The sequence below is a fragment of the Rhodoferax sp. genome, from assembly GCF_018063565.1.
Classification (GTDB): Bacteria; Pseudomonadota; Gammaproteobacteria; order Burkholderiales; family Burkholderiaceae_C; genus Rhodoferax.
Genome location: NZ_JAGPBB010000053.1, coordinates 1 through 20,051, shown reverse-complemented (window position 1 = coordinate 20,051; position 20,051 = coordinate 1). Strand labels below are relative to the sequence as shown.

Genomic DNA, 20,051 nt, shown 5'->3' with positions numbered 1-20,051 from the left:
AATTGGTGCGAGGTCGCGTGCGGGCTCGGTAACCCGCAGGGCGGGCCCTTGGGGCCAACCGGCGGCAGCGCAGCGCACTGTCTCAACGCAACAAAAACATCCATCGACGGAACCAGGAACACCAGGAAAGAACCATGAATACTATTGAAATACTAGCTACAAAATCATATCCAGAAAGCGCTACAAGCCACAATAACCATTCATCCGCACTCAAGTTCATCACCTGCGGCAGCGTCGACGACGGCAAAAGCACCTTGATCGGCCGCCTGTTGCTCGACAGCAAAAGCGTGCTGCAAGACCAACTCGCCAACGTCTCCAAAAGTGGCGAGGCCGACCTGGCCCTGTTCACCGACGGCCTGAGTGCCGAGCGCGAACAAGGCATCACCATCGACGTGGCCTACCGCTACTTCAACACCGCCCGCCGCAAATTCATCATTGGCGACGCGCCGGGCCACGAGCAATACACCCGCAACATGGTCACCGCTGCCAGCAGCGCTGACGCCGCCGTCGTGTTGGTCGACGCCACCAAACTGCAATGGCAAAACCCGGCGCTTGAGTTGCTGCCGCAAACACGCCGCCACGCCCTGCTGGTCAACCTGCTGCGGGTAGGCAGCATCGTGTTTGCAGTCAACAAGCTTGACGCACTCGAAGACCCCGCGAACCCCGAAACCCAGGGCCGGGCCACGCTGGCATTGACCAATATCCGCGCTGCTCTGGAAGACTTTGCGCTGGCCGCAGGCATCGAGATTGCCACCGTGGTGCCGATTTCTGCGCTGAAAGGCCACAACGTGGTGGATGCGGTGGACGGCTGGTGCGGTTACCATGGGCCGAGTTTGCTGCATATTCTGGAGTTGCTGCCCGGCACTGCGGCTGACACCGAACTGCCATTGGCGGTCCCGGTGCAATGGGTGGAAAAGTTCGCGTCGTCAGCCGATACCTCGCAGGGTCGGCGCATCTTCTGGGGTCGGGTGGCCGCCGGTCGGGCGCAGATCGGGCAAACCGTCAAGGTGCTGCCCAGCGGACAGACCGCCCGCGTGGTTCAGGTGCTGGGCCACACGCGCCAGCCCGGATCGGTGCAAGCCGGACACAGTGCCGGTCTGGTGCTCGACCGTGAAGTCGATGTCTCGCGGGGGGACTGGCTGCTGGAGGTCGTGGCGGCCTCGCCCGGCCACCTCATCCACCGTGACTTTGACACGCCGGCTACCCTCATCAGCCTGCCCCCCAGTCGGGAACTGTCCGTCACCGTGGCCTGGATGGATGATGAGCCGCTGTTGACCGGACGGGTCTATTGGGCTTTGCACGGTCACCGCTGGGTCAAAGCCCGCGTCAAGCGTATTGTTCACCGCCTCGACATCCACACACTGGCCGAGAACGACGCCGATACGCTGCCCGCCAATGCCATGGGTCATGTGGAATTGCTGCTGCAGGAGCCGATAGCGGCGCGCCCCTTTGCCCAGTCGCGCGTGCTGGGGTCTTTGGTGCTGGTGGATACTGCCAGCCACAAAACGGCGGGCGCGGCGCTCATCAATTGACACATATCAAGGCGCATTCGGGTGGCTGGCGATAAGCTTCGCGGCCCGGCCCGGGAATCCCCATAAAATCGCGTCTTTGCGTTCAACTGAAGAAATTTCAACATGACACATACCGTCACCGAAGCCTGTATCAAGTGCAAATACACCGATTGCGTCGACGTTTGTCCGGTCGACTGCTTTCGCGAAGGGCCCAATTTTTTGACGATTGACCCGGACGAGTGTATTGATTGCGCCGTGTGTATCCCGGAGTGCCCGGTCAACGCCATCTACGCCGAAGAAGATGTTCCGAAAAACCAGCGCCACATGACCAAGCTCAACGCTGAACTGGCCAAGCTGCCCAGTTGGAAGAGCATCACCAAACGCAAAGCTGCGCTGCCCGACGCCGACGAGTGGAAAGACAAGACCGGCAAACTCTCGCTGCTGGAACGCTGATCTGCCGCACCCCGTTTCGCATCGGCCTGCGTCCGCGTGTCCACGGTAATTGAGACCGACGCCCTGGTCATTGGCGCCGGGCCAGTGGGCTTGTTTCAGGTGTTTCAGCTTGGCCTGCAAGGGATCAAGGCCCAGGTCGTCGATGTGCTCGACGAAGCCGGTGGTCAGTGCATTGAGCTCTATGCCGACAAGCCCATCTACGATATTCCGGCGCTGCCGAGCTGTACCGGTCGCCAGCTGACACAGCGCCTGTTGCAGCAGATTGCCCCCTTTTCCCCTGATTTTCACTTTGGCCAGCAGGTCAGCGCCCTGCAGCAGACCGATGGTCGCTGGCTGGCCACTTGTCGTCGCACCCACACACCGGCGTTGCAGTTTTTGACACGCAGCGTGTTCATCGCCGCCGGTGTCGGTGCATTTGTTCCCAAGGAACTCAAAGTTGACGGTCTGGCCGAATTTGCGGGCACCCAACTGTTCTACCGTGCCCAACCGCCCGAGCAGTTTGCCGGGCAAGAGGTGCTGATTGTCGGTGGCGAAGATGCCGCCGTGGCCAGCGCCATCACGCTGGCAGCGCCTGGGCCGCAGCAGGCCAGGCGAGTCACGGTGCTGCATCGGCGCGATGTGATGCAGGCCGATGCGTCGGCGCTGCAGCGTTTTGCGACCCTGCGCAAAGCCGGGTTGATCCACTTTGTGGCGGGTTGGGTCAACACCATCCAAACCCGGGGTGAGCGCTTGACTGCAGTCCAAATTGGCACCCCCGATGACGGCGCCGCCACCATCCCGCTCGACCGTTTGCTGGTGTGCCAGGGGATCAGCCCCAAACTCGGACCGGTGGCTGACTGGGGCCTGGCCATGGAACGCAAACAGCTGTGTGTCAACCCCGAGACTTTCGCCACCAGCGCACCGGGCGTCTATGCGGTGGGGGATGTGGTGACCTATCCGGGCAAGAAAAAACTCATTGTGTGTGGTTTTCACGAAGCCACGCTGGCAGCCTTTGCCGCCGCGCAACAGTTGTATCCGCAGGATTCTGGCGTGTTGCAGTACACCACCAGCAGCGCGCTGTTGCAGCAACGGCTCGGGGTCGGTCACGCCGCGGGGACCAAGTCCCCTTAGAATGGCCGCAGTGCAGCAAATTCTGCACTGACGCTAGGGGTGTTGGCCTGCCGGTTTTTGCGGCAACCGACTGAGAAAGTCCCTTTGAACCTGACTGAGGTAATCCTCGCGCAGGGAAGCCGGTCTGACAACGGGTGCTGCCACTTTCTCGTGCAGCTCAAACCCTTGGAGATGCTGCCGACCTGCCAAATTCTTGCATGAGGCAATCCGATGGCGCATCCTGCTGATTCTGAAACAACACGGCCGGGCCGTGAGCCCGCACCCAATTCGGCCTTGACACCGGTGCCGGCGTCCGGGCGGGTTTTTGCCTGGCGTGACCACACCGCCTTGTGGTTCAGCCTTGGTGTCGGGTTGCTGGTGATGCAGGTGGGTGCCTACCTGGTGCCGGCCGTGGGTAGCCGCGACGCGGCACTGGCGATTGTGCTGGGCTCATTGATCGGTGCGGGCCTGCTGGGCTGGACCGCGCGACTTGGCTGCAACACCGGTTTGTCCAGCGCTGGTCTGATGCACGCCAGTTTTGGCAGCGGCTTTGCCAAACTCCCGGTATTGCTCAACATGGCCCAATTGATCGGCTGGACCACCTTTGAACTGGTGGTGATGCGCGACGGCACGGCAGCCATTGTCAAACAGTCTGCAGGTGTGCCAATGGATGGTCTGGATGGGCGCATCTTCACCACGCTGCTGTGGGGCACTGTGCTGGTGTTGCTGCTGGCCGGTTCAATGACCCAACTGGTGCGCAAACTGGTCAGTCGCGTCGCCTTGCCACTGGTGCTTGCCTCGCTGCTATGGCTGAGCTGGCAGTTTGGCAGTCAGTTGCAGACGCAGGGTTTTGACGCATTCTGGCGCCGCCCGGGGGATGGCAGCATGGGTCTGCTCTCAGCCGTGGATCTGGTGATGGCCATGCCCGTGTCATGGCTGCCGCTGGTGGCAGACTACGCACGCCACGGCGCCCATGGCCGCAGTGCCTTGAGTGGCACCTGGGTGGGGTACGCGCTGGCCAACATCTGGTGCTATGCCTTGGGTGTGCTGGCGGTCACCGTGGCACAACCCGGAACCGATCTTGTGCCCGCCTTGCTACTGGCGCAGGGGGGCTTGCTGGCGCTGAGCCTGATCCTGATCGATGAGATCGACAACGCCTATGGTGATGTTTATTCGGGCGCCGTATCGGGTCACAGCCTGCGCCCGAACTGGAGCGTACGCCATTGGGGCGTTGGCCTGGCACTGGTCTGCACGGCACTCGCGCTTGTGCTGCCGATGCACAGTCTGGAGCCATTCCTGCTGCTGCTCAGCTCGGTCTTTGTGCCTTTGTATGGGGTGATTCTGGGGCGCTTGAGCCTGAATTCGGCTGGCCCTTTGGCGGTCAACCCGCGGCAGGTCGACTGGGGCGCGGCGCTGCTGTGGCTGGCCGGCATCGCCACCTACCATCTGCTGGCACGTCTGGCACCGCAGTGGGGCTCTGCGTTACCCACCCTGGCGCTGACTTTTGGCCTGGCCTGGCTCAGCCGACCGACCCTGGGCGCGCTGACCACCCGGCAAGCCTGATCACTGCCCAGGCAAAGGCACGCTTTGCATCACCTGTGGTGCGAAACCATGGTTCAGCGGGCCGCTGCCTTGGCCCGTCCTGACGCTGGCACCCGCCTGCAGGGCGCCACGCACGTAGCCGCGCGCCGCCATCACCGCGCCGGGCAAGTCCAGCCCCAGTGCAAGATGGGCGGCGATGGCACTCGACAGGGTGCAACCGGTCCCGTGCGTATTGGCGCTGTCGATGCGCGGGGCGTCCATCCAGATCGGCTCGGCATCGGCACGCCACAACAGGTCCACCACCTGTGCACCGGGCAGGTGACCACCTTTGAGCAACACGGCACGCGCGCCGCACGCCAGCAACGCCTGGGCCGCGCCTGCCATGTCCTGCACCGACATCAGCGGCCGGCCAACCAGTAGCCCCGCTTCGTCAAGATTCGGCGTGATCAGCGTGGCACGACCAAACATTTCCGCTACCAGCATAGCGATGGCCGGATCGTCAATCAGTTTGGCACCGCTGGTGGCCACCATCACCGGGTCAAACACGACATGCGGCAGGCGGTGCCGGTCAATCGCCTGCGCCACGGTGCGTACCACCTCGGGTGCGTGCAACATGCCAATCTTCACGGCATCCACACCGATGTCTTCCATCACAGCGTCGATCTGCTGGCGCAGCATGTCGGGTGGCACCGGGTGAATGGCGCGAACACCCAGGGTATTCTGTGCCGTCAACGCGGTGATCGCCGTCATGCCAAAACACCCCAATGCCGAGAACGTTTTCAAGTCTGCCTGGATGCCAGCGCCACCGCCGCTGTCTGATCCGGCAATGCTCAGCACCCGCGCATACCGCTGAGTTCTTTCAATTGTCATAGCAAACTATCCTTATTTAATAAACGCTAAAGGTCAAGAACATAGAGATTTCAGTGTCACTCGACCGAGTGCTGCGGCCAGCAACGGGCCAACGCCCTGGCAGCAGCGGCCGGATCATCGGCACTGCACAAGGCACTCACCAGCGCCAGGCCATCGGCCCCGGCGGACAGCACTTCGGTGGCGTTGCCCAGGCCAATGCCACCAATCGCCACCAGCGGCAACGGCGTCATGTGACGCACCTGACGCAAGCCATCCAGCCCCCATGGGGTGGCGGTGTCGGTCTTGGTGGGGGTCGCAAAAACCGGGCTCACACCCAGGTAGTCCACCGGTTGCCGCTGGGTGCGTTGCACATCCTGCATTGACTCGACCGACAGACCCAGAAAAACCTGCGCCGGCAACAGCCGGCGTGCCAGCACCACCGGCATGTCAGACTGGCCCAGATGCACACCGTGAGCCCCACACGCCAGGGCCACATCGATGCGGTCGTTGATCACCAGCGGCACCCGATGCGGTGCCAGCAAGTCCATCAGCGCCAGCGCCAGCTCGACAAAATCACGGGTACCCAGGGTCTTTTCACGCAGTTGCACACAACTCACGCCGCCCTGCACAGCGGCCTGCACCACGTCGGCCAGACGCCGCCCACGCAGACTCGCCTGATCCGTGACCAGGTACAACTTCAAGGCGTGGGCCAGGCCGGCCCGTGAACCGGCGTCCATGCTCATGCCAACAATTGAAGCTTGAGTCGCTGCTGAAAGGTGTGCTCATCGAGCAGCTGCAACTGATCCAGCAATTCGATTTGCAGGCTACCCACCCCCTGGGCGCGCGCTTGTACCCGCTCGGTGGCCACCTCGCCTGCCACCCCCAGGTACGCCATAGCCGCCACCGTGGCGCGCCAGGTATCGGTCTGCACGGCACAAAAGGCTCCCACCAGCGCGCTGGCCGAGCAGCCCACCCCGGTGATGCGCGTCATCCACTCGTGGCCATTGGCCAGACTGGCGTGCCGACCACCCGCCTCCAGCACCTGATCGACCGGGCCGCTGACACACACCACACCACCACTGGCGCTTGCCAGGTCACGCGCGGCGCTGATCGCGGCCTCGACCGCTGCGCCGCTGTCGACGCCGCGGGTCTGCACCGCGCTGCCAGCCACACTCATGATCTCGGAGGCATTGCCACGAATCACCGACGGCATGGCCTGGTGCAAGATCCGCTGGAGGCTCTGATTGCGATAACCGGTTGCGCCCGCCCCGACCGGATCCAGAACGCTTGGCGTGCCACGTTGTTGCGCCACGGCCAACGCCTGGCACATACTGTCAATCCAGTAAGGCTCAAGCGTGCCGACATTGAGCACCAACGCCTGCGCGATGGCCGCCATATCGGCCACCTCTTCATGGGCATGGGCCATCACGGGCGAAGCACCCATGGCGAGCAACATGTTGGCGTTGAAGTTCATCACCACCAGATTGGTGATGCTGTGCACCAGCGGACGCCTGCTGCGAACAGCGAGGACATCTGCCCAAAGATCAGATGCAAGGAGTGATTCGGCCATGTGGGTTCCCGGTGTGGTTGATCACGGGACATGCAGCGCGGGACAAGGTGAATTGCTTTCCTACGCTGGCACGACCCAGATCAGGTTCAAAGAGTGTTTCTCAGCCACCGGACCGGTGGCACCTCTAGCGGCGCCGATTATCACGGATAACGGCCGGCGCAGCCGCTGGCCTTTGGTGCCCTTATTCTTGCAGCGCCTGACGGATGACCTCATCAGTGAGCGTCGGCACAAACATCTCGATGAAGCCATAGGCGTATTTGGGGAGCCACTGTTTCTTGCGTAACCCCAGCCGCGTGACATTGACACCGAACAGGTGTCGCGCATCGAGCATCCGCAGATGCGAGTCACGCTCGGGGTCGGAGGCCATCGACGCCACGATGCCCACCCCCATCTCCAGTTCGACGTAGGTTTTGATCACATCGGCGTCCATGGCGGTCATGACCACGTCGCACTGCAAACCGGCGGCGACAAAAGCGTCGTCAATATGGGCCCGCCCGGTGTAGCCAAACTCATAGGTGATGAGCGGGTATTTGACCAGTTCGTGCAGGCTGACAGGCTCGGTCAAGCCCAGCAAAGGGTGACCGGGCAGCACCACCAGGTTGTGGGTCCAGCGGTAGCAGGGCAAGGTGGCCAGCAAGTCATAGCTCGCCAGTGCCTCAGTGGCGACGCCAATATCGGCCTCACCACTGAGCAACATTTCAGCGATCTGTTTGGGAGAACCCTGGTGCAGGTGCAGTGACACGCGCGGGTAACGCTGCCGAAACTCCTTGACCACCGGTGGCAACACATAACGCGCCTGCGAGTGGGTGGCGGCTACCGACAGGCGGCCGTCCTCGCGCCCCTGCAACTCGTCGCTGGCGCGCCGAATGTTGTCCGCCTCTTGCAACAGTCGCTCTACATAGGGCAACAACGCCGCACCCGGTGGCGTCAGTCCGGTCAGGCGTTTGCCAGCGCGGACAAAAATAAGGACACCCAGTTCGTCTTCAAGCTCACGCACCTGGCGGCTCACACCGGGCTGCGAGGTGTGCAGCGCATGCGCCACTTCGGTCAGGTTGAAACCACGCCGCACTGCCTCCCGAACACAACGCAGCTGCTGAAAATTCATGGTGCCCGAGCACCCCTCAGGCAACGCTGGGTTGCAGCTGCCGCCAGACCGTCTTGCCCTTGCTCTCTTTGTCGATCTGCAGCAGCAGGGTTTCGTGAGCGGCCAACTCCTGTTCATTGGCGCGCAGCACCACCAGATCAAAGCTGCGCAAATCCAGCTGTGGTCGCGCCTGGCCGCTGCTGTCGGTTCCGCTGTGATCATCCATCAGCAGGGCATCCTGCCCGCGTGTCAGGTTGATGTACACATCGGCCAGCAATTCGGCATCCAGCAGCGCGCCGTGCAGCGCGCGGCCCGAGTTATCCACCTCCAGCCGGTCACACAGTGCGTCGAGTGAGTTGCGTTTGCCCGGATACAGCTCCTTGGCCATCACCAGCGTGTCGATCACGCCCGCCACATAATCGCGCAGTTTGGGCTGCCCGATCAGCCGCAGCTCCATATCCAGAAAACCCAGGTCAAACGGGGCGTTGTGGATCACCAGTTCGGCGTCTTTCAGGTAGTCCAGAAGATCGGCGGCCACCGCCTCAAACTTGGGCTTGTCTTTGAGGAACTCATTGGTGATGCCATGCACCTTGAGCGCCTCCTCATGGCTGTCACGACCAGGATTAAGGTAAAAGTGGCGGTTGTTGCCGGTAAGTTTGCGGTTGACCAGCTCGACACAGCCAATCTCGATCACCCGGTCGCCGTTGTCTGCCGACAGGCCGGTGGTTTCGGTATCGAGAAAAATCTGTCGCATCAGTGGTTTTCTTTGGCGTGGTTGATGCTGTACTTCGGGATCTCGATCACCAGATTCTGCTGCGCCAGAATGGCCTGGCAGCTCAGGCGCGAGTTGGGTTGTAGTCCCCAGGCGCGGTCGAGCAGGTCGTCCTCTTCCTCTTCAGACGGATTGAGCGACGCGAGTCCCTCGCGCACGATCACATGGCAGGTGGTGCAAGCGCAGCTCATGTCGCACGCGTGTTCGATCGCAATGTGGTTGTCCAGCAGCGCCTCGCAAACCGAAGTGCCCGCTGGGGCAGAGATTTCGGCGCCCTGCGGGCAGTATTCAGCGTGTGGCAATATCTTGATCGTGGGCATGGGGTTGGTCGGTGCAATCTGCACTCAAATGGATTCGATGTTTTTACCCGAGAGCGCGCGCTGAATGCCGCGGTTCATGCGCATCGCTGCAAGCGCCTCGGTGGCTTTGGCCAGCACCTGCGTGGCGGCTTCAATGACTTGCGCGTCGGTGACGTCACAGGTGGCACGCAACGCGCGCACCTGCTGCTCGATCTCGGCGCGTTGCTCGGCGTCAAGCAGGTCGCCATCGGCCTCCAGCGCACCCAGAGTGGCCAGCATCATGCGGTCGGCATCGACTCGCGCTTCGACCACGGCACGCACATGCATGTCGGTCTCGGCAGTGCTAAAGCTCTCTTGCAACATGCGGGTGATCTGCTCATCGGCCAGCCCGTATGACGGCTTGACAGCAATATGCGCCTCGACCCCGCTGGTTTGCTCGAGTGCCGACACGCTCAGCAGGCCATCGGCGTCAATGGTGAACGTGACCCGAATGCGCGCTGCGCCAGCCGCCATGGGCGGGATGCCGCGCAGCGTAAAACGCGCCAGGCTGCGGCAGTCGCTGACCAGGTCGCGCTCGCCCTGCACCACATGCAGTGCCAGCGCGGTCTGGCCGTCCATGTAGGTGGTGAAGTCCTGCGCGCGGGCACACGGAATGGTCTCGTTGCGCGCCACAATGCGCTCGACCAGGCCGCCCATGGTTTCGATGCCCAGCGACAGCGGAATCACATCGAGCAGCAGCAATTCGCCACCCGGGTTGTTGCCCGCGAGCTGGTTGGCCTGGATGGCAGCACCGAGTGCCACCACCTCGTCGGGGTTGAGGTTGGTCAGCGGTGTCTGGCCAAAAAATTCGCCCACCGCGCGCTGGATTTGCGGCATGCGGGTGGAGCCCCCCACCATCACCACGCCCTTGACATCTGCCACGCCCAACTGTGCGTCGCGCAAAGCCTTGCGCACCGCTGTCAGGGTGCGAGCTGTGAGCAACTGGGTGGCGGTTTCAAAGTCAGCTTTTCTGACATCAAAATGTACGCGAGCGCCCGTCAATGCTGCGCTAAATGCTACTGAATCTGAATCTGTCAAAGCTTCTTTGCAGGCTCTGGCGGCGGCTTTGATTGTGGATTTGTCATGCGCGGAGGCACCGTCCATTGCACCCGCACCGGCTTGCGCCAGCACCCAGTCGGCCAGGGCGTGGTCGTAATCGTCACCGCCCAGCGCCGAGTCGCCGCCGGTGGCCACCACCTCAAACACCCCTTGGGTAAGGCGCAGAATGGAAATATCAAAGGTGCCACCACCCAGATCGTAGATGGCATACACCCCCTCAGCCGCGTTGTCCAGCCCGTAGGCAATGGCGGCAGCGGTGGGTTCATTGATCAGCCGCAACACATTCAGACCTGCCAGTTGGGCCGCGTCCTTGGTCGCCTGCCGCTGCGCATCGTCAAAATACGCGGGCACGGTGATGACAACACCAAACAGTTCATCGTCAAAGGTGTCTTCGGCCCGGTATCGCAGCGTGGCCAGAATATCGGCACTGACCTCGACCGGCGATTTTTCGCCTTGCGCGGTTTGCAAGCCCAACATACCCGGGTGATCCACAAACTGGTAAGGCAACTTGCCAGCGAGCGCCACGTCTTTCAGGCTGCGCCCCATGAAGCGCTTGACCGAGGCCACCGTGTTGGCCGGATCATCGATGCCGGTTTCCAGCGCCTGATAACCGATATGCCGGCCACCACCGGCCAGATATCGCACCACCGAGGGCAAAATCACGCGCCCTTGCGCATCGGGCAGGCACTCGGCCACTCCGTTGCGCACCGACGCCACCAACGAATGCGTGGTACCCAGGTCGATGCCCACCGCAATGCGCCGCTGGTGCGGGTTGGGCGACTGACCGGGCTCGGAAATTTGTAATAAAGCCATACAACTCAAAAAATATTCACGCGCTGCCGCTAAAGCGCTCAGGATTCGATGGCGTCGAGCCGACTATCGAGGTCACGCGCAAAACGCTCGATGAACATCAAGGCCCGCACCTGTGCCACGGCGTCCGCAAAATTGCCATCCTGATCGATACAACGCTCCAACTTTTGCAGCGAATCACGCTCAGTCTGCTTGACCTGCAGGCGGATTTTCTCAAAATCCACGGCATCATGGGCATCATCGAGATCTTCGCGCCACTGCATTTGCTGCATCAAAAAACTGCCCGGCATCGCGGTGTTGTTTTCGGCGTTCACCGGCGCACCACCGAGTTCACACAGATAGGCCGCACGCTTGAGAGGCACCTTGAGGCGCTGGTACGCCTCATTGATGCGCACCGACCATTGCATGGCGACCCGCTGCGCTGCGGCCCCTTGGGCGCTGAACTTGTCGGGGTGAGCCTGGCGCTGCAGTTCTTTCCAGCGCGCGTCGATCAGCGCACGATCCTGCGCAAACCGCCGCGCCAACCCGAACAGCTCAAAGTCGTCAGATTGAAGATTCACACACGAAAAGACTCGCCACAGCCGCAGCGGTCCCGCTCTTTGGGGTTATTGAACTTGAAACCCTCGTTGAGTCCCTCGCGCACAAAATCCAGCTCGGTCCCATCCAGATAGACAAAGCTCTTGGGATCGATCAGCACCTTGACGCCATGGCCTTCAAACACCATGTCTTCCTCGCCGATTTCATCCACGTATTCCAGCTTGTACGCCATGCCGGAACAGCCGGTGGTTTTGACCCCCAGGCGCACACCCACCCCCTGACCACGTTTGGTCAGGTAGCGGTTGACGTGCCGGGCAGCAGCTTCAGTGAGCGTCACAGCCATGATCTTGTCTAGTTTTGTTTAGGTGAACACCGACCCGCATCCACGCGTTTGCATGGGTCGTGCTCTCAGGGTTTTAGTGGACTTGTGCTTCAGTATGCTTCTGGCGGTAGTCACTGACTGCCGCCTTGATGGCGTCTTCGGCCAATATGGAACAGTGGATTTTGACAGGTGGCAACGCCAATTCTTCGGCAATCTCGCTATTTTTCAACGCAGCGGCCTGATCCAGGGTCTTGCCTTTGACCCATTCGGTGACCAGCGAGCTTGACGCAATGGCTGACCCACAGCCATAGGTCTTGAAGCGGGCATCCTCGATCACGCCGGTGTCGGGGTTGACCTTGATCTGCAACTTCATCACGTCACCGCAGGCCGGCGCGCCCACCATACCGGTACCCACCGAGTCATCGCCTTTGTCAAATGAGCCCACGTTGCGCGGGTTTTCGTAATGATCAACCACTTTCTCAGAATATGCCATGATTGCTCTCCTTCAAATAAGCCACAAAAAGTACTGCCCTAGCCAGAGATGCCGTGGAACCGGCTTTGCCGGGCCACTGGGATCGCGCCCTTGAGGGGGAGGCGGCGACAGCCGACACAGGGGTGCATCTCTAGTGAGCTGCCCATTGAATCGTTGAAATGTCGATACCGTCTTTGTACATGTCCCACAGCGGACTCAAGTCACGCAGTTTTGCCACGTTGAGCTTGATGGTCTCGATCGCATAGTCGATTTCGGCCTCGGTGGTCCAGCGGCCAATGGTCATGCGCAGGCTGCTGTGCGCCAGTTCATCGCTGCGACCCAAGGCGCGTAACACGTAACTGGGCTCCAGACTCGCCGAGGTACAGGCCGAGCCACTGCTGACGGCAAGACCTTTGATGCCCATGATGAGTGACTCGCCCTCGACATAGTTGAAGCTGATATTGAGGTTGTGCGGGACACGCTGCGTCAGGTGGCCGTTGATAAACACTTGCTCAATGCCTTGCAGGCCCGCAATCAGCCGCTCGTGCAAAGCCCGAATGCGGATGTTTTCAGCGGCCATTTCTTCCTTGGCAATTCGGTAGGCTTCGCCCATGCCGACGCACTGGTGCGTGGGCAAAGTGCCACTGCGCATACCGCGCTCATGGCCACCACCGTGCATTTGCGCTTCCAGCCGGACGCGTGGTTTGCGTCGAACAAACAGTGCACCAATGCCCTTGGGACCATAGGTTTTGTGCGAGGTCAGGCTCATCAAGTCGACCGGCAGCGTGGCCAGGTCAATATCCACCCGACCGGTGGCTTGTGCGGCATCGACGTGGAACACCACGCCTTTGGCGCGGCAGATCGCGCCCAGCGCCGCAATGTCCTGAATCACACCGATCTCGTTGTTCACAAACATCACACTGGCCAGAATGGTGTCGGGGCGAATCGCGGCCTTGAACACCTCCAGATCCACCAGGCCATCGGGCTTGACATCGAGATAGGTCACCTCAAAGCCCTGGCGCTCCAGCTCACGGCAGGTGTCAAGCACCGCCTTGTGCTCGGTTTTCACCGTGATGAGGTGCTTGCCTTTGCTCTGATAAAAGTGAGCCGCACCCTTGATGGCCAGGTTATTGGACTCGGTGGCGCCCGAGGTCCAGACAATTTCGCGGGGGTCGGCTCCAATCAGGGCCGCCACCTGGCCGCGCGCTTTTTCAACGGCCGCTTCGGCCTCCCAACCCCAGGCGTGGCTGCGCGAGGCCGGGTTGCCAAAATGCTGGCGCAACCAGGGAATCATGGCGTCGACCACCCGGTCATCACAGGGGTTGGTGGCGCTGTAGTCCATGTAAATCGGGAAATGCGGTGTGCTGTCCATGCTGTGGTCTCTGTTCGGGTGGTGGCGGATCAAACTCACATCTTGACAAAGGCATTGCCCAGCGCGAACACCGAGTTGGGCGCATTGACCCGAATCGGTTTGACCACCGGCATGCTGGAGATGGCACGCTTGAGCGCGGGCTTTTCTTCCATCTGGAAGCCCTTGGCCAACTGCTCATCCACCAGTTGCTGCAGGCTGATCGAGTCCAGAAACTCCACCATCTTGACGTTGAGCGATGCCCACAAGTCATGTGTCATGCAGCGCGCACCCTCGCCCAGGCAATTCTCCTTGCCGCCACATTGGGTGGCGTCAATCGGCTCATCAACCGAGGTGATGATCTCTGCGACGGTGATGTCGGCCGGCGCACGCGCCAGGGTGTAGCCACCGCCCGGCCCCCGGGTAGATTCGACCAACGAATGCCGGCGCAACTTGCCAAACAGTTGCTCCAGGTAAGACAGCGAAATCTCCTGGCGCTGGCTGATGGCAGCCAGGGTGACCGGCCCGGCGGCTTGACGCAGGCCCAGGTCTATCATCGCGGTGACGGCAAAACGGCCTTTGGTGGTAAGTCGCATGGCATGGGCTCCTGGCATTCGGTTGAAACGGTGTCAGCGCAACTTGTTGTTGACTAACGCACTCAAGTATAGCCCAAAAACCAAGCGTTTCTGTCGGGTAAATAGACCGACTGGTAATAAATTAAGGTTATTCGCTCCTAAGGGTCAAGCAGCATGGATGAGGTTGTCGCTGCCCGGCGCACCAAAGGCCTGCTCTTTCAGGATCGCCAACTGGTCGCGCACCCGTGCTGCTTTCTCGAACTCGAGGTTTCGGGCGTGCTCCATCATGAGTTTTTCAAGGCGTTTGATCTCGCGCGAGATGTCTTTTTCGCTCATTTCTTCGACCTGGGCGCGCTGCATCGCATCCCGCTCCAGCTTTTCTGCCTCTTTGCCGGCTTTTTCGCTGTAAACCCCGTCGATCAGGTCGCGCACCTGCTTGACCACCGAACGCGCGGTAATGCCATGCGCCAAGTTATGCGCCACCTGCTTGGTGCGCCGGCGCTCGGTCTCGCCCATGGCCCGTGCCATCGAGTCGGTGACCTTGTCGGCATACAGAATGGCGCGGCCCTGCACATTGCGGGCGGCGCGCCCAATGGTCTGGATCAGTGAGCGCTCGGAGCGCAGGAAACCCTCTTTATCAGCGTCGAGTATCGCCACCAGCGATACCTCGGGAATATCCAGCCCCTCGCGCAGCAGGTTGATCCCCACCAGAACGTCAAACACGCCCAGGCGCAGGTCGCGGATGATCTCGACACGCTCCACGGTGTCGATATCGCTGTGCAGGTAGCGCACTTTGACGCCGTTGTCGCTTAAATAGTCGGTCAACTGCTCAGCCATGCGCTTGGTCAGGGTGGTGATCAGCACCCGCTCGCTTTTTTCTACGCGGATGCGGATTTCCTGCAGCACATCGTCGACCTGGCTCGTCGCCGGGCGCACTTCCACCTCGGGATCGACCAGGCCAGTGGGGCGCACCAGTTGCTCTACCACCGCGCCAGCGTGGTCCCTCTCCCATTGCGCCGGCGTGGCCGACACAAAAATCGCCTGCCGCATCCGAGTCTCGAACTCGTCAAACTTGAGCGGCCGGTTATCCAGCGCACTGGGCAGGCGAAAGCCGTAGTCCACCAGCGTCTGCTTGCGCGAGCGGTCGCCGTTGTACATGCCGCCAAACTGGCCGATCAGCACATGCGACTCGTCCAGAAACATCAGCGCGTCCTTGGGCAGGTAATCGGTCAGCGTCGCGGGGGGCTCGCCGGGCGCCGAACCACTGAGGTGGCGTGAGTAGTTTTCGATGCCCTTGCAGTGTCCCACCTCGCTGAGCATCTCCAGATCAAAGCGGGTCCGCTGCTCAATGCGTTGGGCTTCGACCAGCTTGCCGTTGCTGACAAACTCCTTGATCCGGTCCGCCAGCTCAAGCTTGATGGCCTCCACGGCCGACAAGACCTGATCTCGTGGCGTGACATAGTGACTGCTGGGGTAAACGGTGAAGCGGGGAATTTTTTGCCGGATGCGCCCGGTGAGCGGGTCAAACAGCTGCAGGCTCTCAATCTCGTCGTCAAACAGTTCGACGCGGATCGCCATCTCGGAATGCTCGGCCGGAAAAATGTCAATGGTATCGCCGCGCACCCGGAACGCCCCGCGCGAAAAATCCATGTCGTTGCGCTGGTACTGCATACGCACCAGTTGGGCGATCATGTCACGCTGGCCCAGTTTGTCGCCGGCGCGCAGCGTCATCACCATCTTGTGATACGCCTCGGGCTGGCCAATACCGTAAATGGCCGACACCGTGGCGACGATCACCACGTCACGCCGCTCCAGCACGCTTTTGGTGCAAGAAAGGCGCATCTGCTCGATGTGCTCGTTGATGGCCGAGTCTTTTTCGATGAACAGGTCGCGCTGCGGCACATAGGCCTCGGGCTGGTAATAGTCGTAATAACTGACGAAGTACTCCACCGCATTTTTCGGAAAAAACTCGCGGAACTCGCTGTAAAGCTGTGCTGCCAGCGTTTTGTTGGGCGCAAACACGATAGCAGGCCGCCCAAGCCGTGCAATGGTGTTGGCCATGGTGAAGGTTTTGCCCGAGCCCGTCACGCCGAGCAGAATCTGGAACACCTCGCCGGCCTCGACCCCGTCGACCAGTTGGTTGATGGCCTCGGGCTGGTCGCCCGCTGGCGCGTAAGGCTGGTACACCTCAAACGGCGAATCGGGGAAACTGACGAACTGACCGCTGCGGATGGACTCGGTGTCGTCGCTCACCGCCAGGGCGACCGGTGCTGTTTGGATTGGGGACTTGGACTGGGGTGGTGACATGGGCAAACAGCTCAATGAAAGACAGTCCCCGCATGGTAGCGGCTCAACCCGGTTGAAAATGCTGCCCATGCAATTTGACACAATTCTCAAAAACAAATGGACGCGCCGCGCCGTGATCGTGGCAGGCAGCGTGCTGCTGTTGTGGGCACTGGCCTGGCTGGCGGTGCCGCCGCTGCTAAAAAGTCAGCTTGAAACCCGGCTGGGGCTGCAACTCGGGCGCGAGGTTCGCGTCGGTACCGTGGATTTCGAGCCCTGGTCACTTGAACTGACCGTGCATGATCTGGTCATTGCCCAGACTGAGCGCAGCAAGGCCCAGTTGTCGATCAAACGTCTCTATGTCGATATGGAAGCGCAGTCGCTGCTGCGTCTGGCACCGGTGATTGACGCACTGCAGGTCGAGGCGCCGCAACTGCACCTGCGCCATCAGGGCGCTGGCCGCTATGACATTGACGACGTGCTGGCCCGGCTGAAACCGGCCGCCGACGCGCCCACCCGCGACCCGCTGCGATTTGCGCTTTACAACCTGGTTCTAACCGACGGCGCCATGACGCTGGACGACGCCCCCCAAGGCAAGCTGCACCAGCTCAGCGACTTGACCATCCGCCTGCCGTTTCTGAGCAACCTGGCCTCACACCGCCAGGTACAAGTGCAACCGCAACTGGCGTTCAAGATCAATGGCAGCGCCTTTGACTCGGGTGCAGTGGCCCAACCCTTTGCCGACGTGCAGAAGTCGGTCAGCAACTTCAGCCTGAAGCACTTCGACCTGGCACCTTATCTGGGGTATTGGCCTGCCAGCCTGCCGCTCAAGCTCAGTGCCGCGGTACTGGATGCCGAGCTGAAACTGGTGTTTGACCAGACGGCAAGCAGCACCTTGAAATTGAGCGGCCAGGTCAGCGCCAGTCGTGTCCAGTTCATGGCTCCGGCGCCAACGTCAGGCGACGCGGTACTGGCGTTCGAGAAGCTGAGTGTGCAAGTGGCCGATGCCCGGCCGCTGGAGCGTCATGTGCAGTTGGGCGAGGTTGAGCTGCTCCGGCCAATGGTGCAGGTGCACCGTGACGCCCAAGGTATGTTGAACTGGCAAAGCCTGCTGACATCGCCAAGGTCGCCCATCCATGCTGCGCCAACCGTAGCATCCAGCGCAAGTACCGCAAGCGCTAAGGACCAAGAAGTCGCTGAACCGTCAGCCTGGAAGCTGGACCTGGCGCAACTCATCATTCAAGGTGCCGAGCTGCACTGGCGCGACCAGAGCACCCGCCAGCCGGCGCAACTGGCCGTGCATGGGCTTGATGTGTCGGCCCGGGCACTGCAGTGGCCGCTGACCCGCAGCGTGCCGTTTGAAGGTCACGGCCAGCTTGAAAGCGCCGCGCTCGCTTTCAAAGGCCAGGCGAGCGACAGGGTCGCCGAGCTCAATGCACAACTCAGCGCCGCCCCACTGTCACTGACCGCACCCTATCTGGCGCAATGGTTGGCCCCAACGTTGAACGGCAAACTCCATCTCGACCTGCAACTCAACTGGGCCGCCGCCAGCTCGCCGCAGAACCCGATGCTGTTGGCACTGCGCGTGCCCAAGCTGACCCTTGACCAGCTGGAACTGGCCGACGCCACGACCCAATCGGCCAAGAGCAGCAAGGCGCTGCGGCTGGCCAGCATCCGTCAACTGCAGCTGACCGACTCCGCTCTGGACCTGAGCAACCGGAGCGTCAAGCTCGGTACGGTGCAGATCCAGCAGGCGAGAACGGCACTGGCGCGTCACACGGATGGCCGCTGGATGTTCGAGGATTGGCTCAAGTCTCCCACCGTCGGCACCTCGACCGAAGCCAGTACCCCAGTCTCCGACAGGCCGTGGGTGGTATCGCTCAAGCAGCTTGACCTGACGCAGAGTGAGTTCCAATTCACAGACAGCATGCCGGCGCAACCGGTCATATTGGTGTTGGATGGGCTGACGCTGCAACTTAAAGATTTTTCCAGCGTTGGCACTCAAGCCTTTGCCTGGCAGGTGGAAACACGGCTACGCCACGGCGACAGCGAGCCCGGCCACCTCGGCGGCCAGGGAACTGCGCAGCTCAACCCACTGGCCGCGCAGGCAAAAGTGTCGGTCAAGCGTCTGCCCTTGCTGGGGCTGGCACCTTATGCCGGTGACACGCTGAACCTGCAACTGTTGCGCGGTCTGGCCAGTTTCAGCGGGCGTGCTGACCTGTCCAACGCCGCACCTGGTTTCGCCGCCAGGCTGCAAGGTGACGTGCAGATCGACGACCTGCGCGCCGACACATTGGCCCGGGCCGACCAAGCCGCCGAAGAGTTGTTGAGCTGGCGCGAGCTCAAACTGAGCGGACTGGACCTATTGGCCAACCCCGGCGCTGCCCCGCGCATCGCGGTCACCGAAACGGCGCTGAGTGATTTTTTTGCCAAACTTACCCTGAGCGAAACCGGGCGGCTGAACCTGCAGGAGGTCAGGTCAAACACCCCTGACACAACAAATAATGTAGCAGCCAACCTAAACATTACAAGCGCTAAAAGCCAAAATTCATCAGACTCCAGCAATACCCCGCTGGTCCGGTTTGGCCCGTTGAAACTGGTCAATGGTCGGGTGGACTTTACCGACCGGTTTATCAAACCCAATTACTCGGCGCGACTGACCGAGCTCAGCGGCACGCTGGGCGGATTCTCGTCCCAGCCGGTCAATGGCGAGGTGCAACTGGCCGACCTGTTGCTGCGCGGTCGCGCCGAAGGCACCGCCACGCTGGAGGTCACCGGCAAGGTCAATCCGCTGGCCAAGCCACTGGCGCTGGATATCACCGGCCGAGTGCGCGACCTGGAGTTGGCCCCGCTGTCGCCGTATGCCGCGCGCTATGCGGGCTACGGCATCGAGCGCGGCAAACTCAGTGTCGACATCGGCTACAAAGTGGCGCCCGACGGCCAGCTCAACGCCGACCACAACATCGTGCTCAATCAGCTCAAATTTGGTGATGCCGTGCCCGGTGCCGAAAACAGCTTGCCGGTCAAACTGGCGGTGGCACTGCTGGCCGACGGCCAGGGGGTGATCGACATCAACCTGCCGGTGAGCGGCTCGCTCAACGACCCGCAGTTTCGCTTGGCACCGCTGATCTTCAAGGTGCTGGGCAATCTGCTGATGAAAGCTATTACCGCCCCGTTTTCGCTGCTGGCCAGTGCGCTGGGCGGCGGTGGCGACGAACTCAGCATGGTGGCGTTTGAGCCCGGCTCGGCCACACTAGGGCCTGAGGCACGGGTGCAACTCGACAAGGTGGCCAAGGCACTCACGGCGCGTCCGGCACTCAAGATGACGGTGACCGGCACCGCCAGCCTGACGCTGGAAGCCGACGCCTTTCGCCGCGAGCAGCTCAATGCCCTGCTGCTGGCCGAAAAACGCAGCCGCCTGCCCAAAGGTACTGAAA

At 61.5% G+C, this 20,051-nt stretch carries 18 protein-coding genes and 2 riboswitches; of the genes, 5 read left to right on the top strand and 13 right to left on the bottom strand.

Going from position 1 to position 20,051, the window contains the following annotated elements:
* The first annotated feature begins 134 nt into the window (after positions 1-134).
* From KBF66_RS12755 to KBF66_RS12740, 4 genes are all read left to right on the top strand, one after another.
* On the top strand, positions 135-1,532 hold the full coding sequence (locus tag KBF66_RS12755) for a GTP-binding protein (RefSeq protein ID WP_296657255.1): 1,398 nt from the start codon (positions 135-137) through the stop codon (positions 1,530-1,532).
* A gap of 102 nt (positions 1,533-1,634) precedes the next feature.
* Entirely contained in the window at positions 1,635-1,964 is a 330-nt protein-coding gene (gene fdxA, locus KBF66_RS12750) for a ferredoxin FdxA (RefSeq protein ID WP_296657252.1), read from the top strand.
* Between the two features lie 36 nt (positions 1,965-2,000).
* Entirely contained in the window at positions 2,001-3,074 is a 1,074-nt protein-coding gene (locus KBF66_RS12745) for an NAD(P)/FAD-dependent oxidoreductase (RefSeq protein WP_296657248.1), read from the top strand.
* A gap of 25 nt (positions 3,075-3,099) precedes the next feature.
* Positions 3,100-3,208: riboswitch (TPP riboswitch) on the top strand.
* 76 nt (positions 3,209-3,284) lie between these two features.
* Complete coding sequence (locus KBF66_RS12740; RefSeq protein ID WP_296657245.1) at positions 3,285-4,616, top strand: cytosine permease; 1,332 nt, start codon at positions 3,285-3,287, stop codon at positions 4,614-4,616.
* Here KBF66_RS12740 and thiD read toward each other — a convergent pair whose 3' ends face one another.
* The 13 genes from thiD to uvrB all read right to left on the bottom strand — a co-directional run bounded on the left by thiD (position 4,617) and on the right by uvrB (position 16,638).
* Entirely contained in the window at positions 4,617-5,465 is an 849-nt protein-coding gene (gene thiD / locus KBF66_RS12735) for a bifunctional hydroxymethylpyrimidine kinase/phosphomethylpyrimidine kinase (RefSeq protein ID WP_296657242.1), read from the bottom strand.
* Between the two features lie 56 nt (positions 5,466-5,521).
* The gene (thiE, locus tag KBF66_RS12730) at positions 5,522-6,187 is read right to left on the bottom strand and encodes a thiamine phosphate synthase (RefSeq protein WP_296657237.1); all 666 of its coding nucleotides are present in this window, start codon (positions 6,185-6,187) and stop codon (positions 5,522-5,524) included.
* Positions 6,184-7,014, bottom strand: coding sequence for a hydroxyethylthiazole kinase (gene thiM, locus KBF66_RS12725; RefSeq protein WP_296657232.1), 831 nt, complete (start codon positions 7,012-7,014; stop codon positions 6,184-6,186). Before thiM ends, thiE begins: the two co-directional genes overlap by 4 nt.
* 40 nt (positions 7,015-7,054) lie before the next feature.
* Positions 7,055-7,150, bottom strand: a riboswitch (TPP riboswitch).
* A 45-nt stretch (positions 7,151-7,195) separates the two neighbouring features.
* Positions 7,196-8,119, bottom strand: a complete 924-nt coding sequence (locus KBF66_RS12720) for a CysB family HTH-type transcriptional regulator (RefSeq protein WP_296657228.1) — start codon at positions 8,117-8,119, stop codon at positions 7,196-7,198.
* A 16-nt stretch (positions 8,120-8,135) separates the two neighbouring features.
* Entirely contained in the window at positions 8,136-8,852 is a 717-nt protein-coding gene (gene dnaQ / locus KBF66_RS12715; RefSeq protein WP_296657224.1) for a DNA polymerase III subunit epsilon, read from the bottom strand.
* Positions 8,852-9,190 (bottom strand): ISC system 2Fe-2S type ferredoxin, encoded by a 339-nt coding sequence (gene fdx, locus KBF66_RS12710; protein WP_296657219.1) that lies wholly within the window; start codon positions 9,188-9,190, stop codon positions 8,852-8,854. The genes dnaQ and fdx overlap by 1 nt, the downstream gene beginning before the upstream one ends.
* A 24-nt stretch (positions 9,191-9,214) precedes the next feature.
* Positions 9,215-11,080 carry a Fe-S protein assembly chaperone HscA gene (gene hscA, locus KBF66_RS12705; protein ID WP_296657215.1) on the bottom strand — a complete coding sequence of 622 codons (1,866 nt, stop codon included), beginning with the start codon at positions 11,078-11,080 and terminating at the stop codon, positions 9,215-9,217.
* Between the two features lie 38 nt (positions 11,081-11,118).
* On the bottom strand, positions 11,119-11,637 hold the full coding sequence (hscB, locus tag KBF66_RS12700) for a Fe-S protein assembly co-chaperone HscB (protein WP_296657212.1): 519 nt from the start codon (positions 11,635-11,637) through the stop codon (positions 11,119-11,121).
* The gene (gene iscA / locus KBF66_RS12695; protein WP_296657209.1) at positions 11,634-11,957 is read right to left on the bottom strand and encodes an iron-sulfur cluster assembly protein IscA; all 324 of its coding nucleotides are present in this window, start codon (positions 11,955-11,957) and stop codon (positions 11,634-11,636) included. The genes hscB and iscA overlap by 4 nt, the downstream gene beginning before the upstream one ends.
* 73 nt (positions 11,958-12,030) lie before the next feature.
* The gene (gene iscU / locus KBF66_RS12690; RefSeq protein WP_296657204.1) at positions 12,031-12,429 is read right to left on the bottom strand and encodes a Fe-S cluster assembly scaffold IscU; all 399 of its coding nucleotides are present in this window, start codon (positions 12,427-12,429) and stop codon (positions 12,031-12,033) included.
* 130 nt (positions 12,430-12,559) lie between these two features.
* Positions 12,560-13,780, bottom strand: coding sequence for an IscS subfamily cysteine desulfurase (locus tag KBF66_RS12685; RefSeq protein ID WP_296657201.1), 1,221 nt, complete (start codon positions 13,778-13,780; stop codon positions 12,560-12,562).
* Between the two features lie 35 nt (positions 13,781-13,815).
* On the bottom strand, positions 13,816-14,352 hold the full coding sequence (locus KBF66_RS12680; protein ID WP_296657198.1) for a Fe-S cluster assembly transcription factor: 537 nt from the start codon (positions 14,350-14,352) through the stop codon (positions 13,816-13,818).
* 144 nt (positions 14,353-14,496) lie between these two features.
* The gene (gene uvrB, locus KBF66_RS12675; RefSeq protein ID WP_296657194.1) at positions 14,497-16,638 is read right to left on the bottom strand and encodes an excinuclease ABC subunit UvrB; all 2,142 of its coding nucleotides are present in this window, start codon (positions 16,636-16,638) and stop codon (positions 14,497-14,499) included.
* Between the two features lie 67 nt (positions 16,639-16,705).
* On the opposite strand from uvrB, the gene KBF66_RS12670 reads away from it, so the two are divergent.
* Positions 16,706-20,051, top strand: a 3,346-nt coding sequence (locus tag KBF66_RS12670; RefSeq protein ID WP_296657189.1) for a DUF748 domain-containing protein, incomplete at its 3' end; no start/stop codon positions are given.